Source organism: Cellulomonas sp. Root137 (assembly GCF_001426725.1).
Taxonomy (GTDB): domain Bacteria; phylum Actinomycetota; class Actinomycetes; order Actinomycetales; family Cellulomonadaceae; genus Cellulomonas.
This window is the reverse complement of record NZ_LMFG01000001.1, coordinates 1,724,635-1,739,729: the sequence shown is the minus strand read 5'-3', so window position 1 is coordinate 1,739,729 and position 15,095 is coordinate 1,724,635. Positions and strand designations below refer to the sequence as shown.

Annotated in this window: 15 protein-coding genes; 4 read left to right on the top strand and 11 right to left on the bottom strand. The window is 73.7% G+C overall.

Annotated features, from left to right (window positions below; translation table 11 throughout):
• Nucleotides 1-67 precede the first annotated feature (67 nt).
• Nucleotides 68-1,489, bottom strand: a complete 1,422-nt coding sequence (locus ASD18_RS08400) for an ABC transporter ATP-binding protein (protein WP_056089256.1) — start codon at nt 1,487-1,489, stop codon at nt 68-70.
• 154 nt (nt 1,490-1,643) lie between these two features.
• Between ASD18_RS08400 and ASD18_RS08395 the strand changes: the two genes are divergently transcribed.
• Nucleotides 1,644-2,273: an alpha/beta fold hydrolase gene (locus ASD18_RS08395; protein WP_056089252.1), complete on the top strand. Its 630-nt coding sequence runs from the start codon at nt 1,644-1,646 to the stop codon at nt 2,271-2,273.
• On the opposite strand, the gene ASD18_RS08390 is transcribed toward ASD18_RS08395, so the two are convergent.
• From ASD18_RS08390 to ASD18_RS08375, 4 genes are all read right to left on the bottom strand, one after another.
• Complete coding sequence (locus ASD18_RS08390) at nt 2,270-2,533, bottom strand: DUF167 domain-containing protein (RefSeq protein WP_056091836.1); 264 nt, start codon at nt 2,531-2,533, stop codon at nt 2,270-2,272. The genes ASD18_RS08395 and ASD18_RS08390 overlap by 4 nt on opposite strands.
• Before the next feature lies 1 nt (nt 2,534).
• Entirely contained in the window at nt 2,535-2,963 is a 429-nt protein-coding gene (locus ASD18_RS08385) for a hypothetical protein (RefSeq protein WP_056089249.1), read from the bottom strand.
• A gap of 2 nt (nt 2,964-2,965) precedes the next feature.
• On the bottom strand, nt 2,966-3,955 hold the full coding sequence (locus ASD18_RS08380; RefSeq protein ID WP_056089246.1) for a malate dehydrogenase: 990 nt from the start codon (nt 3,953-3,955) through the stop codon (nt 2,966-2,968).
• Nucleotides 3,956-4,057: 102 nt separating this feature from the next.
• Entirely contained in the window at nt 4,058-5,275 is a 1,218-nt protein-coding gene (locus ASD18_RS08375) for an NADP-dependent isocitrate dehydrogenase (RefSeq protein WP_056089243.1), read from the bottom strand.
• Nucleotides 5,276-5,544: 269 nt separating this feature from the next.
• Between ASD18_RS08375 and ASD18_RS08370 the strand changes: the two genes are divergently transcribed.
• Nucleotides 5,545-6,579, top strand: a complete 1,035-nt coding sequence (locus ASD18_RS08370) for an aquaporin (RefSeq protein WP_056089239.1) — start codon at nt 5,545-5,547, stop codon at nt 6,577-6,579.
• A 68-nt stretch (nt 6,580-6,647) separates the two neighbouring features.
• Here ASD18_RS08370 and ASD18_RS08365 read toward each other — a convergent pair whose 3' ends face one another.
• Nucleotides 6,648-7,076: a DUF3017 domain-containing protein gene (locus ASD18_RS08365; protein ID WP_082573942.1), complete on the bottom strand. Its 429-nt coding sequence runs from the start codon at nt 7,074-7,076 to the stop codon at nt 6,648-6,650.
• A gap of 53 nt (nt 7,077-7,129) precedes the next feature.
• On the opposite strand from ASD18_RS08365, the gene ASD18_RS08360 reads away from it, so the two are divergent.
• Nucleotides 7,130-8,389, top strand: a complete 1,260-nt coding sequence (locus ASD18_RS08360) for an NAD(P)/FAD-dependent oxidoreductase (protein WP_056089236.1) — start codon at nt 7,130-7,132, stop codon at nt 8,387-8,389.
• Between the two features lie 15 nt (nt 8,390-8,404).
• On the opposite strand, the gene purH is transcribed toward ASD18_RS08360, so the two are convergent.
• Nucleotides 8,405-9,997, bottom strand: coding sequence for a bifunctional phosphoribosylaminoimidazolecarboxamide formyltransferase/IMP cyclohydrolase (purH, locus tag ASD18_RS08355; protein ID WP_056089232.1), 1,593 nt, complete (start codon nt 9,995-9,997; stop codon nt 8,405-8,407).
• 138 nt (nt 9,998-10,135) lie between these two features.
• Nucleotides 10,136-10,783: a phosphoribosylglycinamide formyltransferase gene (purN, locus tag ASD18_RS08350; RefSeq protein ID WP_056089229.1), complete on the bottom strand. Its 648-nt coding sequence runs from the start codon at nt 10,781-10,783 to the stop codon at nt 10,136-10,138.
• 75 nt (nt 10,784-10,858) lie between these two features.
• Here purN and ASD18_RS08345 point away from each other — a divergent pair, with 75 nt between their 5' ends.
• Nucleotides 10,859-11,374: a hypothetical protein gene (locus ASD18_RS08345; RefSeq protein WP_056089227.1), complete on the top strand. Its 516-nt coding sequence runs from the start codon at nt 10,859-10,861 to the stop codon at nt 11,372-11,374.
• A 6-nt stretch (nt 11,375-11,380) separates the two neighbouring features.
• Here ASD18_RS08345 and ASD18_RS08340 read toward each other — a convergent pair whose 3' ends face one another.
• From ASD18_RS08340 to sucC, 3 genes are all read right to left on the bottom strand, one after another.
• Nucleotides 11,381-12,652, bottom strand: coding sequence for a DUF6350 family protein (locus ASD18_RS08340; RefSeq protein ID WP_056091831.1), 1,272 nt, complete (start codon nt 12,650-12,652; stop codon nt 11,381-11,383).
• Nucleotides 12,653-12,773: 121 nt separating this feature from the next.
• Nucleotides 12,774-13,649, bottom strand: a complete 876-nt coding sequence (gene sucD, locus ASD18_RS08335) for a succinate--CoA ligase subunit alpha (protein ID WP_056089224.1) — start codon at nt 13,647-13,649, stop codon at nt 12,774-12,776.
• A 32-nt stretch (nt 13,650-13,681) separates the two neighbouring features.
• On the bottom strand, nt 13,682-14,863 hold the full coding sequence (sucC, locus tag ASD18_RS08330) for an ADP-forming succinate--CoA ligase subunit beta (protein ID WP_056089221.1): 1,182 nt from the start codon (nt 14,861-14,863) through the stop codon (nt 13,682-13,684).
• Nucleotides 14,864-15,095 lie beyond the last annotated feature (232 nt).

Genomic DNA, 15,095 nt, shown 5'->3' with positions numbered 1-15,095 from the left:
AGTCGTCCGAGGGACATCCGGTCGGCGCCGGCGGTGTCGACGACCCCGACCACGTGCCCGTCGTGCATCACGGCGATCCGGTCGGCGACGGCGATGAGCTCGTCCAGGTCCTCCGAGACCATGAGCACGCCGGCCCCACGGGCCCGGTGCTCGAGCAGCAGCTCCTGCGTCCGGCGGGTGTTCGCGACGTCGAGGCCGCGGCTCGGGTAGGCCGCGACCACCAGGGGGCGTCCTGACCCAGCTCGCGCGTGAGCAGGACGCGCTGGATGTTCCCCCCGGACAGCGACGAGAGCGTGCGCCTGGTGGGCGCCATGTGCAGACCGACCCGCTCGTCCAGCACGGCGGTGCGCGCACCGACCTCCGGCCAGTCGATGCCGAGGCCGCGACGGGGTACCGCGCGGCCGTCGAGGACCATGTGCTCGAGCACCGTCAGCCCCGGCACCACCGAGTCCGCCACCGGGTCCTCCGGCACCGCGACCGCGGCGCCTGCGCCGACGTCGACCGACCCCGACGTGACCGGCCGGAGCCCGAGCGCGACCTCGCACAGCTCCTTCTGGCCGCTCCCCGCGACCCCGGCCACGCCGACCAGCTCCCCGGGGTAGACGTCGAGGTCGACCCCCTTGAGCGCCACGTGCCCGCGGTCGCCGAGGGCCGTGGCACCCGCCAGCGTGAGCACCGGGTGGTCCCGCGGCGGGACCGCCGCACGTTCCACCGCCAGCGGCGGCACCCGCCGGCCGACCATCGCCTCGACCAGCTCGGCGTCCGAGAAGTTGCCGGGGTCCTCCGCGTTGAGGATCACCTGGCCGCCGCGCAGGACGGTGACCTGGTCGGCGATCGCGCGGACCTCCCCCAGCTTGTGGGTCACGAGGACGACGCCCAGCCCCCGGTCGCGCAGCTGCGCCACGACGCCGAACAGGGCCTCGACCTCCTGCGGCGCGAGCACGCTCGTCGGCTCGTCGAGGATGACCAGCCGGGCACCGGTCATGAGGACCTTGAGGATCTCCGCGCGCTGCCGCTCGCCGATGGACAGGTGGCGGACCTGCGCGGACGGGTCGACCGCCAGCCCGTACGCCTCCGACGCCTCCGTGATGCGCGCGGCCAGCTGCGTCAGGCGCAGCCTCAGGCCCTCCGGGAGCGCGAGCGCGATGTTCTCGGCGACCGTGAGCGCGGGCACCAGCCGCAGGTCCTGGAACACCATGCCGATGCCGAGGGCGCGCGCGTCTGCCGGGCTGCCCGGTTCCACGGGGGCGCCGTCGACGAACATCCGGCCCTCGTCGGGCGTGTAGACGCCGTAGATCATCTTGAGCAACGTGCTCTTGCCCGCACCGTTCTCGCCGATCAGCCCGTGCACCGTGCCGGGCAGGACGGTGAGGTCGACGTCCCAGTTGGCCTGCACCTCGCCGAAGCGCTTGGACAGGCTGCGCACCTCGAGGAGAGCGGCCGGCTTGCCCACCCGGCCGCGTGCGCGGGCGACGGCGTCGGTCGTCATGGTCGGCGCGGCCGAGCAGCAGTATCCACAGCGGTATCCGCTCGTGTATCCATGCGGGGAGACTAGAAGTGCGATGTTTCGGACATTCGCGGCACACGTAACGCTTGCGTGTCCGCAGGGCACGGGTCCTCGACCCTCCACCTACGCTCACGCCATGCCCCGGACCCGCGTGCTCCTCGTGCACGGCGCAGCGACGACGGCACGGGTCTGGGACCCGGTGGCCGAGCTCCTGCGCGCGGACGATCTCGACGTCGTCGCCCCCGACCGTGCGAGCAGCGGCGACCTCGCCGTCGAGCTCGCCGCCCTGGCCGACGACGCCGCGGGCGCGATCGTCGTCGGGGTGAGCGGGGGCGCCACCCTCGGGCTCGCGCTCGCGGCGTCCGACCGGGTGCTCGCGGCCGCGGTCCTGCACGAGCCGGCGGTCGGCTCCCTGGTCCCGGGCCTGCTGGACCACGTCGTGGCCGGCTATGCGGCCGACGGTGTGCCCGGGTTCGGTGCAGCGCTCTACGGACGCTCCTGGGACCCGACGATGGCGCCGACCGATCCGGGAGCCGTCGGCCGGGACCTCGCGATGTTCCGGCGGTTCGAGCCCTCCGCGCCGAGCCCCGGGCAGGGTCGCGTCCTCGTCACCGTCGGTGAGCTCTCCCCGCCCGCGCGGCACCGGGCGGCGTGGGTGCTGCACGACCGGCTCGGCGTCGAGGTCAGGGTGCTGCCGGCGACGGGGCACTTCGTCCAGCACGACAACCCGGCGGCGCTGGTCGAGGCCATCCGGTCCGTGCTCTAGCCGCGGAGCTCCGCCAGCCGCCCGGCGATCTCCGTCTCGTCGGCGTCCACCTCCACCAGCTTGTCGCGGCTCGTCGCCCCCGAGACCGGCCGGACCTGCCGCGGGCGCACGCCGAGCGCCTTCGCGAGGGCCTCGAGCGCGGCCTGGGTCGCGGCGCCGTCGACCGCCCGGGCGCTCACGGCGACCACCAGCCGGTCCGCGTGGGTACCGCCGACGGCTGTCCGGGAGGCTCCCGGCCGGACCCGGATGGCGACCCGCACGTCAGGCTCGGGGCGGCGCGACGAGCCGTCCCGGTGCCCGCCGGGCACGCGCGAACAGTGCCACGCCGACCACGGCGACGACCACGCCGACCAGGACGAACGGCCACGGGTTCGCCTGCGCGATGCAGTCCGACGCCCCGGTCACGCCACCGGTGCAGAACTCACCGGGGCCGAACCGGTTGAGCCACCCGATCGCCAGGGGCAGCGCCCCGAGCCCGGTGACGATCCCGAGCTGGGCGGGTCGCGGCCCCTGCCGCACGACGAGCACACCGACCACCAGCAGGAGGCCCAGCGCCCCGAACAGGCCGACCCTCCCGACCTCGCGGCCGAGTCCGAAACCGACCCCGATCCCGGCACCCAGCAGCACCCAGCCGAGGAACGCCCCGATGCCCGTGCCCGGACGCGCGACTGCGACCTCCTCGGCCCACACGGTCAGAGCAGGCCGAGCGCCTGCACCGCGTCGCGCTCCTCGACCAGCTCCGCGACGGACGCGTCGATCCGGCCGCGGGAGAACTCGTCGACCTCCAGGCCCTGGACGATCTGCCAGGTGCCACCCTCGGACGTGACGGGGAACGACGAGATCAGGCCCTCCGGGACCCCGTACGAGCCGTCGGAGACGATGCCCGCCGAGGTCCAGTCGCCCGCGGGCGTGCCGTGCACCCACGTGTGCACGTGGTCGATGGCCGCGTTCGCCGCGGACGCCGCCGACGACGCGCCGCGCGCCTCGATGATCGCCGCGCCGCGCTTGGCCACGGTGGGGATGAAGGTGTCGCGCACCCAGGCGTCGTCGCCGACGACCTCGAGCGCGGGCCGGCCGCCGACGGTCGCGTGCGAGAGGTCGGGGTACTGCGTCGCGGAGTGGTTGCCCCAGATGGTCAGACGCGCGATGTCGGCGACCTTCGCGCCGGTCTTCGTCGCCAGCTGCGAGACCGCACGGTTGTGGTCGAGGCGCGTCATCGCGGTGAACCGCTCGCTCGGCACGTCGGGGGCGTGCGACGCCGCGATGAACGCGTTCGTGTTCGCCGGGTTGCCCACGACGAGCACCCGCACGTCGTCGGCCGCGCCCGCGTTGATCGCCTCGCCCTGCGGCTTGAAGATGCCGCCGTTGGCGGACAGCAGGTGGCCGCGCTCCATCCCCGCGGTGCGCGGCCGGGCGCCGACGAGCAGCGCCACGTTGACGCCGTCGAACGCGGCCGTGGCGTCGTCGTAGATCTCGACGCTGTCCAGCGTGGTGAACGCGCAGTCGTCCAGCTCCATCGCGGTGCCCTCGGCGGCCTTGACCGCCTGCGGGATCTCCAGCAGCCGCAGCCGGACGGGGGTGTCGGGGCCGAGCAGCTGGCCGGACGCGATGCGGAAGAGCAGCGCGTAGCCGATCTGGCCGGCGGCTCCGGTGACGGTCACGGTGACGGGCGAGCTGGCCACGGAACGGGCTCCTTCGATCGGCGACGGCGGCGCCCTCACGCTACCCCGCAGACGCACGACGGCGCCCACCCGTGCGGGTGGACGCCGTCGTGACCTGCAGGATCAGGCGAGCTTGGCCGCCAGGTTGGCGTCGAGCGTCGCGAGGAACTCCTCCGTGGTCTGCCACGCCTGGTCCGGGCCGACCAGCGACGCGAGGTCCTTGGTCATCGCGCCTGACTCGACGGTCTCGACCACGACCTGCTCGAGCGTCTCCGCGAACTGCGTGACCTCGGGGGTGCTGTCCAGCGTGCCGCGGTGCTTCAGGCCACCGGTCCAGGCGTAGATCGACGCGATCGGGTTGGTCGACGTCGGCTTGCCGGCCTGGTGCTGGCGGTAGTGGCGCGTCACGGTGCCGTGCGCGGCCTCGGCCTCGACGGTCTTGCCGTCCGGCGTCATGAGCACAGACGTCATCAGGCCGAGCGAGCCGAAGCCCTGCGCGACCGTGTCGGACTGCACGTCGCCGTCGTAGTTCTTGCAGGCCCAGACGTAGCCGCCCTCCCACTTCATGGCCGCGGCGACCATGTCGTCGATGAGGCGGTGCTCGTACGTCAGGCCGGCGGCCGCGAAGTCCGCCGCGTACTCGGCGTCGAACACCTCCTGGAAGATGTCCTTGAACGCGCCGTCGTAGGCCTTGAGGATCGTGTTCTTCGTCGACAGGTACACCGGGTAGCCGCGCTGCAGGCCGTAGGCGAACGAGGCGCGCGCGAAGTCCCGGATCGAGTCGTTGAAGTTGTACATGCCCATGGCCACGCCGCCGCCGTCGGGGTACGTGACGACCTGCTGGTGGATCGGCTCGGAGCCGTCGGCGGGCGTGAACGTCATGGTCAGCGTGCCGGCGCCGGGGACCTTGAAGTTGGTCGCGCGGTACTGGTCGCCGAACGCGTGACGGCCGATGATGATCGGCTTGTTCCAGCCCGGCACCAGGCGCGGGATGTTGCTGATGATGATCGGCTCGCGGAAGACGACGCCGCCGAGGATGTTGCGGATGGTGCCGTTGGGCGACACCCACATCTTCTTCAGGCCGAACTCCTCGACGCGGGCCTCGTCGGGCGTGATGGTGGCGCACTTGACGCCGACCCCGTGCTCCTTGATGGCGTTCGCCGCGTCCACGGTCACCTGGTCGTCGGTGGCGTCACGGTTCTGGATCGACAGGTCGTAGTAGCGCAGGTCGATGTCGAGGTACGGGTGGATCAGGCGGTCCTTGATGAACTGCCAGATGATGCGCGTCATCTCGTCGCCGTCGAGCTCGACGACCGGGCCGACAACCTTGATCTTCGCCATGCGGGAATCTCCTGTGCTGGGGACGGGTGGGGGCACGGCACGATGGAGCGTCTGCCGGCGCGGGTCCGCGGACAAGATTACTCGACGTCGAGAGATCCGCGTGGGTCGCCCTCCGGTCGTTTGTCGTGACCGGACTGCGCAGGACTGGCATGCTGGCCCCCGACAGGGGAACGACGCCGAGCACCGCGTCGCCACGGCCGCACAGCCGGGCGTGGCAGTCTCCCCGCGCACCAGCTCTTCCACCGACGGTTACTCACGACAGGATCGACATGTCACAGGACAACCCCGACAAGGCCGCCGCCTCCCCGGAGCCCGACACGACCACGGCCGAGGGCGCTCCCGCCCCCGCGCCCGAGGAGACGACCGCAGCCGCCGCGGCCGAGGAGGTCGCCGAGCAGACGACGGTCGCGCCGGAGGAGACGGACGAGGACGTCGTCGTCGAGGAGCTCGACGCGTACGTCGTTCCCGCCGGCACCGTCGTCGTCACCGGTCCGACCCTGGTCGCGCGCCTCGGCGCCGAGGCGTTCGGCACCTTCGCGCTCGCGCTGGTGGGTCTCGGCATCGCCCTCTACACCGGGCTGAGCCAGGTCGACGGGCTCGCCGTGGCGCTCGGCTTCGGCATCGCGGTGCTCGCCGCGATCATCGCGGTCGGTCACGTCTCCGGCGGCCACTTCAACCCGGCCGTGACGCTCGGTGCCGCGATCGGCGGCCGCACGCCGTGGAAGGACGTCCTGCCCTACTGGCTCGCCCAGCTGGTCGGTGGCATCCTCGCGGCCGCGATCCTGTTCATCACGATCCCGTCGACGCTGCCCAGCCTCATCACGCAGGACACCGAGGCCACGGCGAAGACGTTCTTCACCAACGTCGCCAACGGCTTCGGCGAGCACTCGCCCCTGGCCACCGCGTCGTCCGGGCAGGTCGAGTTCTCGCTGGTCATCGGCCTGCTCGTCGAGATCGTCCTCACCGCCGTGTTCGTCGGCATCATCCTCGGCGCCACCGACCGTCGGTCCGCGAACGTGCAGGCCCCGTTCGCGATCGGTCTCGCGCTCGCCGTCCTGCTCCTGGTCGCGACGCCCGTGACCAACGGCTCGCTCAACCCGGCCCGCTCGACGGCCGCGGCGATCTTCTCCGAGAGCTGGGCACTCGGCCAGCTCTGGCTGTTCTGGGTGGCCCCGCTGGTCGGTGCCGCGCTGGCCGGCCTGATCTACCGCGCGTTCGCCGCGGAGCCGGTCGAGGACAACCTGCTCGAGGAGGACGACGCGTACGTCACCACGGACGACGTCCTGGTGGTCTCGGAGCGCTGAGCCCCACCCGCACGACCCGGACGCCCGGTGCCCTCGTGGTGCCGGGCGTCCGTGCGTCCCCGCCGGGTTCAGCGCGGGAGGAGCTGCGCGAGCAGCGCGACGCCCACGCCGAACAGGGCGAGCACGGCGACGTCGATCGCCTTGGCCCGCACCGTGAGGGCCACAGGACCCGGTGAGGGCAGCACGGCCCGCACGACCGCGCCCACGAGCGCGACGCCGGCGAGCACGAACGCGCCCGCCCGGGTGCCGACCGCGAGGGCCACCACGGTCGCGACGACGATGCCGGAGCTGGTCCACCACAACGACACGTTCCGGGCGGCGTCGAGCGACGCGCGCGCGATGGCGCGAGGGTCGAGCGGAGCCTCTTCGACGGGGATCGGCCCGGTGGACGGCGGGTCGACGGGTCGCGGGTCCTGCACGGCCCTCTCCACGCGCTCCCGCGCCCCGGCGCCGGGGTGAGCGGGAGCCGCGCGATGCACCCCGGCTCCCCCGCTCATGCGCTCCTTCACCATCTCGCTCGTGCCTCCCGACGGGAGACTACCGTTGCGAGGTGAGCGCCCGGACCGACGACGAGCCCCTCGACCCCTCCCGACCGCGTGACGTGCTGGTCGTCGGCGCGGGACTCGCGGCCACCCAGACGGTCGCCGCGCTGCGTGAGCGGGGGTTCGACGGGCGGGTCGTCGTGCTCGGCACCGAGGGCATCGCCCCGTACGACCGGCCGCCGCTGTCCAAGCACCTCCTCGACCGTACCGCGCCCACCTGGCTCACCGACGAGATCGGCGTGGACCTGCTCGCCCTCGCGGACGAGGTCCACCTGAGCACCCCGGCACGCGCGCTGTCGCTCTCCGGGGTGCGCCCCGAGGTGCTGACCGACGACGGCCCGATGTCGGCCGACGCGCTGGTCGTCGCCACCGGCGCGCACGCCGTCCGCCCGCCCGGGTGGGAGGCCGCACTGACGTTGCACACCGCCGCGGACGCCGACCGCCTCCGCACGGCACTGCAGCCGGGGACCCGGCTCGTCGTGATCGGCGCGGGCTGGATCGGCGCCGAGGTGGCAGGGGTGGCCGCCGCCGCGGGCATCGAGGTGGTCGTGGTCGAGGCGACGGGGGCGCCGCTCGCCGCGGCGCTCGGGCAGGTCGTCGGCGAGCTGACCACCTCCTGGTACGCCTCGGCCGGTGTCCGGCTGCTGACGGGCGAGCACGTGGTCGAGGTGGGTGCCAACGGCGTGAGCCTGGCCGACGGCAAGCTGATCGAGGCGGACGTCGTCCTCGCGGCGGTCGGCGCGCGCCCCACCACCGACTGGCTCGCCGGCGCCCTCCCCCGCGAGGACGACGGCTCGCTGCGGGTCGACGAGCACCTCGCGGTGATCGGCGCCCCCCGCACGGTCCGGGCCGTGGGCGACGTCGCGCTCCGCCGGTCTCCCCGGCACGGTTGGATCCCCGGCGGGCACTGGGACGGTGCCCTCCGCGGGCCCGCCGGGCTCGTCGCCGACCTGCTGGGCACCCCCGACGACACCCCGGCCGACGGCGCGCCCTACGTCTTCTCCACCCAGCTGGGGCACGAGCTGGCCCTGTTCGGGCATCCCCGCACGCAGGACGAGGTGGTGCTCCGCGGCGACCCGGCCGGCGCGGGGTGGGCGGCGCTCTGGTACCGGCGCGGCTCCGACGAGGTGGGCGCGATCCTCACCGTGGACCGCCCCCGCGACGTGGGCGCCGCGCGCCGGCTGTTCACCGGCGCGGGGCTGCCCCGGCTCGACCGCACGCTGGCGCGCGACCCGGGGCGGCCCCTGCGCGAGGCCGCGCTCGCCTGAGGACCGAGTGCCGGCTCAGTGCGCGAAGTGGCGCGTGCCGGTGAGGTAGAGCGTCACCCCGGCGGCCTGCGCGGCCGCGACGACCTCCTCGTCACGGACCGAGCCGCCCGGCTGCACGATGGCGCGCACGCCCGCGTCGATGAGCACCTGCGCGCCGTCGGCGAACGGGAAGAACGCGTCCGAGGCTGCGACTGCCCCGCGCGCCCGCTCGGCGTCCCCGGCGTTGGCCCGCTCGACGGCCAGCCGGCACGAGTCCACGCGGTTGACCTGGCCCATCCCGACGCCCACGGACGCACCGGCGTCGGCGAGCAGGATCGCGTTCGACTTCACCGCGCGCACCGCCCGCCACGCGAACGCCAGGTCGGCGAGCGTCGCGGCGTCGGCCGGTGTGCCCGCCGCGAGCGTCCACGCGGTCGGGTCGTCGCCGGGGGCGTCCACCTGGTCGAGCTCCTGGACGAGCAGGCCGCCGCTGATCGCTCGACGCTCGGTGCGCACACCGTCCACGGGCGTCACCTGGAGCAGGCGGATGTTCTTCTTGCGGCTGAGGATCTCGAGGGCACCGGGCTCGAACGCGGGGGCGACGACGACCTCGGTGAACACCGGTGCGATCTGCTCGGCCGCGGCGGCGGTCAGCGTGCGGTTGGTGGCGATCACGCCGCCGAACGCCGAGACGGGGTCGCACGCGTGGGCCTTCGCGTGGGCGTCGGCCACGTCGGTGCCTACCGCGATGCCGCACGGGTTGGCGTGCTTGATGATGGCGACCGCGGGGTCGGCGTGGTCGTGCGCGGCCCGCCACGCGGCGTCGGCGTCGACGTAGTTGTTGTAGCTCATGGCCTTGCCGTGCAGCTGCTCGGCACCGGCCAGACCGCGGCCCGCGGCACCGTCGGGCGTCAGGTACAGGGCGGCCTGCTGGTGCGGGTTCTCGCCGTAGCGCAGCACCTCGCCGCGCACCCAGGTGGTCCCCGTGAACGCCGGGAAGCCGGAGTCGGCTGCCCGCTCGTCGGGTGCGTACTCGGCGGCGAACCAGCTGGCCACCGCGGCGTCGTAGGCGGCGGTGTGGGCGAACGCGTCGGCCGCGAGCAGGCGACGCGCTGCGAGCGTGAACCCGCCGGCGCCGACGGCCGCGACGACCTCGTCGTACCGCGCCGGGTCCACCACGACGGCCACGCTCGGGTGGTTCTTCGCCGCCGCGCGCACCATCGACGGGCCGCCGATGTCGATCTGCTCGACGCACTCGTCGGGGCCGGCACCGGACGCGACCGTCGCGGTGAACGGGTACAGGTTGACCACGACGAGCTCGAACGGCTCGATGCCCAGCTCGTCGAGCTGCGCGAGGTGCGCGGGGAGCCGGGTGTCGGCCAGCACGCCGGCGTGCACCCGCGGGTGCAGGGTCTTCACGCGCCCGTCGAGGCACTCCGGGAAGCCGGTGAGGTCCTCGACGCGGGTCACGGGCACACCGGTGGCGGCGATGGTGGCGGCGGTGGAGCCGGTGGAGACGATCTCGACGCTGGCGGCGTGCAGCGCAGCGGCGAGGTCGGTCAGGCCGGTCTTGTCGTAGACGCTGACCAGGGCTCGGCGGACGGGCCGCTGGAAGGTGTTCTCGGACATGGCGCTCCCGGATGTGCAGGGTCGGCTAGGGCGGACCCATGCACCCAGGCGGGCGGTGCGTGGCGGGGCACTGCGGCCGCTCCCCGGTGGTTGCACCCACCTGCGCCAGTCACGACCGGGGCCGAGTCTAGCCGAGCGTCAGCCGACGATCGCGCGCCGGCCCTCGATCCGCAGGCCCTCGCGCGCGATCCGGCCCACCCACTCGACCAGCAGCTCCCGCTCGACGGTCTTGATGCGCTCGTGCAGCGTGGCCTCGTCGTCGTCGGGCTCCACCGTGACCGTCGCCTGCGCGAGGATCGGACCGGTGTCGACGCCCTCGTCGACCACCATGACCGTGCAGCCGGTCACCTTGACGCCGTACGCGAGCGCGTCCCGCACGCCGTGCGCGCCCGGGAACGACGGCAGCAGCGCCGGGTGGGTGTTGAGGATCCGACCGCCGAAGCGCCCCAGGAACGTCGCGCCGAACAGCTTCATGAACCCGGCGAGGACGACGAGGTCCGGCGAGAAGACCGACACCGTCTCGGTGACGGCCGCGTCCCAGGCCGCGCGGTCGTCGAAGTCCTTGAGCGAGACGACCGCGGTCGGGATGCCGGCCTCGCGGGCGATGTCGAGCGCCCGGATCCCGCTGCGGTCCGCCACCACGGCGACCACCCGTGCGCCGTAGGCGGGGTCGTCGTGGGCGGCCAGCAGGGCGGCCAGGTTGGAGCCCGTGCCCGAGACCAGGACCACGAGCCGACCCGAGTCGCGGGTGGCCGGGGTGGGGCGGTGGGGCGTCTCGTGCGTCACGGGCCGACCCTACTGGCCACCGTGCAGCCCGGGCACGCGCGTCCGCCGACCCCGCCCGTGGGCGAGAATGCACGGGTGAGCAACCCCTACGCGCCCCCCGACGCCGACCGGAAGGACGCACCCGCACCGCAGGACGGACCCTCGTGGCCGCCGCCCATGCCTCGGCCGCAGGCCCCGGCCGACCCCGAGCGCCAGCCCCCGGACCCCGAGGTGGCGGCGCACGCCACGCGTCTCACGCGGCTGTTCGGCGTGCTCGTGCTCGGCTCGGTCCTGGTGGCCACGCTGCCGCTGCCGTGGCAGGCCGCGGGCCTCCTGTTCGCGGTCGCCGCCCTGGTCGTGGGGGTCCGCGGGCTGATCATCGCGGGGCGCGCGCGGACCCGCGGCCTGGTGCCGCTGCTCGCGGTGGGCGTCGTCATCGCGCTGTCGTGGACGCTCATCCTCGGCGTGCAGCTGGCGCTCTGGCCGGTGCAGCAGGACAAGCAGGAGTGCCTCGAGGGCGCCCTGACGATCAGCGCGACGAACGCCTGCGAGACGCAGTACGAGAAGGATCTCGACGACCTGCGCACGTCGCTGGAGAACCCGGGCTCCTGACGCCGGTCAGTCGGGGTCTCGGCGCAGCAGCCGCCCGAGCCGCGCACGGAGCGGCGCATCGCCGGGGAGCGCCACCACCAGCGCCCCCACCAGCACGCCGGCGCCGGAGAGCAGCCCGACGAGCACGCCCTGCGCGCCCACGTGCGCCAGCCGGTCCGGCCCGATGCCGCCGCTCGCCGCGGTCACCAGCACCGCGACCAGGACCGCCGTCGTCACCCCGGCAGCTGCGCACGCCAGCATCGCGTCCCACCAGCGCTGCGTCTGGAGCCGTCGGTGCAGGTACCAGCCGACGAACGCTCCGACGGCCACGACGACCAGCGGCACCAGGCTCGTCGCCGGACCTGCGACGTCGGGTCCCGGGAGCGCACCGAGCATGGGGACTGCCGGCAGCGCACCGCCGACGACCCCGTCGGGCCCGAAGTGCGTCCCCTCGCCGACCGCGAAGCCGGCGCCGGTGAGCCACGCGAGCGCCCACACCACCAGGTTGGGGAGGTAGGCCAGCTCGGCGACCGCCAGCACGACGCCGCCCACGGCATCGAGGCCGAGCCCGCGGACGACGTCCCCGATGGTGGCGCGGCCGGCCACCACCCACAGGGTGGTCACCAGCGCGGCGACCAGCACCAGCGACGCCGCTGCGAGCACGCCGCCGGCGGCCCCGGTGCGCAGGGGCGTCGGGCACCGCGACCACACGGCGCGGGTGAGCGTCCGGAGCGGCGGAGCCTCCGGACGCGCGAGCAGCCCCGTGCCCAGGCCGACGGCGGAGACGAGCGCTCCGCCGACCAGCGCCCGGGCGAGCCCGGCGCCGGACACGCCCGACAGCAGCGCGACGAGGACCGCGACCAGCGTGTACGTCCCGACTCCCGCCACGTAGGAGGGCCAGGTCGCCAGCCCGGACCTGCGGGCCGACGCGTAGCAGACGAAGAGCGCGAGCGCGGTGACGCCGAGCGGCACCAGGGACACCACGACCGGGCCGACGTGCGCGGGCACGCCGTGCCCGAGCAGCCACAGGGCGGACCCGACGCCGACGGAGCGGAACCAGCCGACGCCGCTGTTGGAGGGGTCGGCCGAGGTCGCGACGTAGGCAGCCACGGCCGGCAGGGCGAGCACGAGGAACGACAGCAGCGCCGCCTGCAGCGCGGACAGGACACCCGCGACCCAGCGCGGCGCTCCGTCGAGCGCGCTGGTGAAGAACGTCGGGGTCGGGTCGTCGGACAGCGTGCGGCGACGACGACGGTCGACGACGGGGGTGCCCCCCGTGCGGGGGCCGGTGGCGCTCACCGTGCCATGGTCGCTGCCGCGCTCGCCGGAGCGGCGAACCCGGCGCGGCGCGTCGGCTGTCGGGTGAGACACGTCGACCCCGGTGGCCGCAGGGCTCACCGGGGTCGACGACGGACGGAGGTCAGCTCAGGAGCTGGCGCGCGAGCTCGGCCGTCTCGGACGGCGTCTTGCCGACCTTGACGCCGGCAGCCTCGAGGGCTTCCTTCTTGGCCTGCGCGGTGCCCGACGAGCCGGACACGATGGCGCCGGCGTGGCCCATCGTCTTGCCCTCGGGGGCCGTGAAGCCGGCGACGTAACCGACGACGGGCTTGGTGACGTGCTCGGCGATGTACGCGGCCGCACGCTCCTCGGCGTCGCCACCGATCTCACCGATCATCACGATGACCTCTGTCTCGGGGTCCGCCTCGAACGCCGCGAGGGCGTCGATGTGCGTGGTGCCGATGATCGGGTCGCCGCCGATGCCGATGGCCGTGGAGAACCCGAAGTCCCGCAGCTCGTACATCATCTGGTAGGTCAGCGTGCCGGACTTCGACACGAGGCCCACGCGACCGGGGCCGGTGATGTCGGCCGGGATGATGCCGACGTTCGACTTTCCGGGGCTGATCAGGCCGGGGCAGTTGGGGCCGATGAGCCGCACGCCCTTGTCCAGCGCGAGCGCGAAGAACTCGGCGGTGTCGGCCACCGGGACGCCCTCGGTGATGATGACGACCAGCGGGATGCCCGCCTCGATCGCCTCGACGACGGCCGCCTTGGTGTGGGCCGGCGGCACGAAGACGACGGAGACGTCCGCGCCGGTGGCGTCCATCGCCTCGGCGACGGAGCCGAAGACGGGGACGTCGGTGTCACCGAACGCGACGGACGTGCCCGCCTTGCGCGGGTTCACCCCGCCGACGACGGACGTGCCGGACGCGAGCATGCGGGTGGTGTGCTTCTGGCCCTCGGAACCCGTCATGCCCTGGACGATGACCTTGGATGCCTCGGTCAGGAAGATCGCCATGGTGGTGTCTGCTTCTCTCTGCGTCAGGGGGTTCAGGCCGCGGCGTGGGCGAGCTCGGCCGCCTTGTCGGCGCCGCCGTCCATCGTGTCCGCGATCGTGACGAGCGGGTGGCCGGCCTCGGCGAGGATCCGACGACCCTCGAGCACGTTGTTGCCGTCGAGGCGCACGACGAGCGGCTTGGAGGCCTCGTCGCCGAGGATCTCGAGAGCCGCCACGATGCCGTTGGCGACGGCGTCGCACGCCGTGATGCCGCCGAAGACGTTGACGAAGACCGCCTTGACCTGCGGGTCCGTGAGGATGATGTCCAGGCCCGCGGCCATGACCTCGGCGCTGGCGCCGCCACCGATGTCCAGGAAGTTGGCCGGCTTCACGCCACCGTGCGCCTCACCGGCGTACGCGACGACGTCCAGGGTGCTCATCACGAGCCCGGCGCCGTTGCCGATGATGCCGACCTCGCCGTCGAGCTTGACGTAGTTGAGGTCCTTCTCCTTGGCGCGCGCCTCGAGCGGGTCCGCTGCGGCGGCGTCCTCGAGGTCGGCGTGCTCAGGGTGGCGGAAGGAGGCGTTCTCGTCGAGCGTGACCTTGCCGTCGAGCGCGACGATCTCGCCGTCCTCGGTGAGGACCAGCGGGTTCACCTCGACCAGCGTGGCGTCCTCGCTGCGGTACACGGTCCAGAGCGTCTGCAGGACGGCCGCGACCTTGGGGGCGATGTCCGCGTCGAACCCGGCGGCGCGCACGATCTCGTCGGCCTTGGCCTGGTCGATGCCGGTGCGCGGGTCGACGGCCACCTTGGCGAGGGCGTCGGGACGCTCCACCGCGAGCTGCTCGATGTCCATGCCGCCCTCGACCGAGCACATGGCCAGGTACCGGCGCTCGGCGCGGTCGAGCAGCAGGGAGAAGTAGAACTCCGTGGCGATCTTCGCGCCGGCCGCGATCATCACGCGGTGGACCGTGTGGCCCTTGATGTCCATGCCGAGGATCTCGGTGGCCTTCTCGGCCGCGTCGTCCGCGGAACGGGCCAGCTTCACGCCGCCGGCCTTGCCGCGACCACCGACCTTGACCTGCGCCTTGACCACCACGACGCCCGGCTGACCGCCCAAGAGCTGCTCCGCGCCGGCGCGGGCCTCCTCGGGAGTCGTGGCGACGACGCCGCCGAGCACGGGGACGCCATGCTTCTCGAAGATGTCACGTGCCTGGTACTCGAACAGGTCCACCTGGTCTGGGTCCTCTCATCAACCGGCATTCGACGGCCTCTGTGCGGCCGAAACGCCCCGGATGATGGTAGCCGCCGGGTGGAGATCTCTTCACATCGAGAGATGTGGCGTGCGCAACGCCCCTCTCGTCCACCGCTTCTCCGCAACCCCTCCCCCGAACCGCCGCAATCCGCTACGTTCCCGGCATGGATCCGGTGACGATCGTGGCTGCCCTGCTCGGCACCGACGTCGA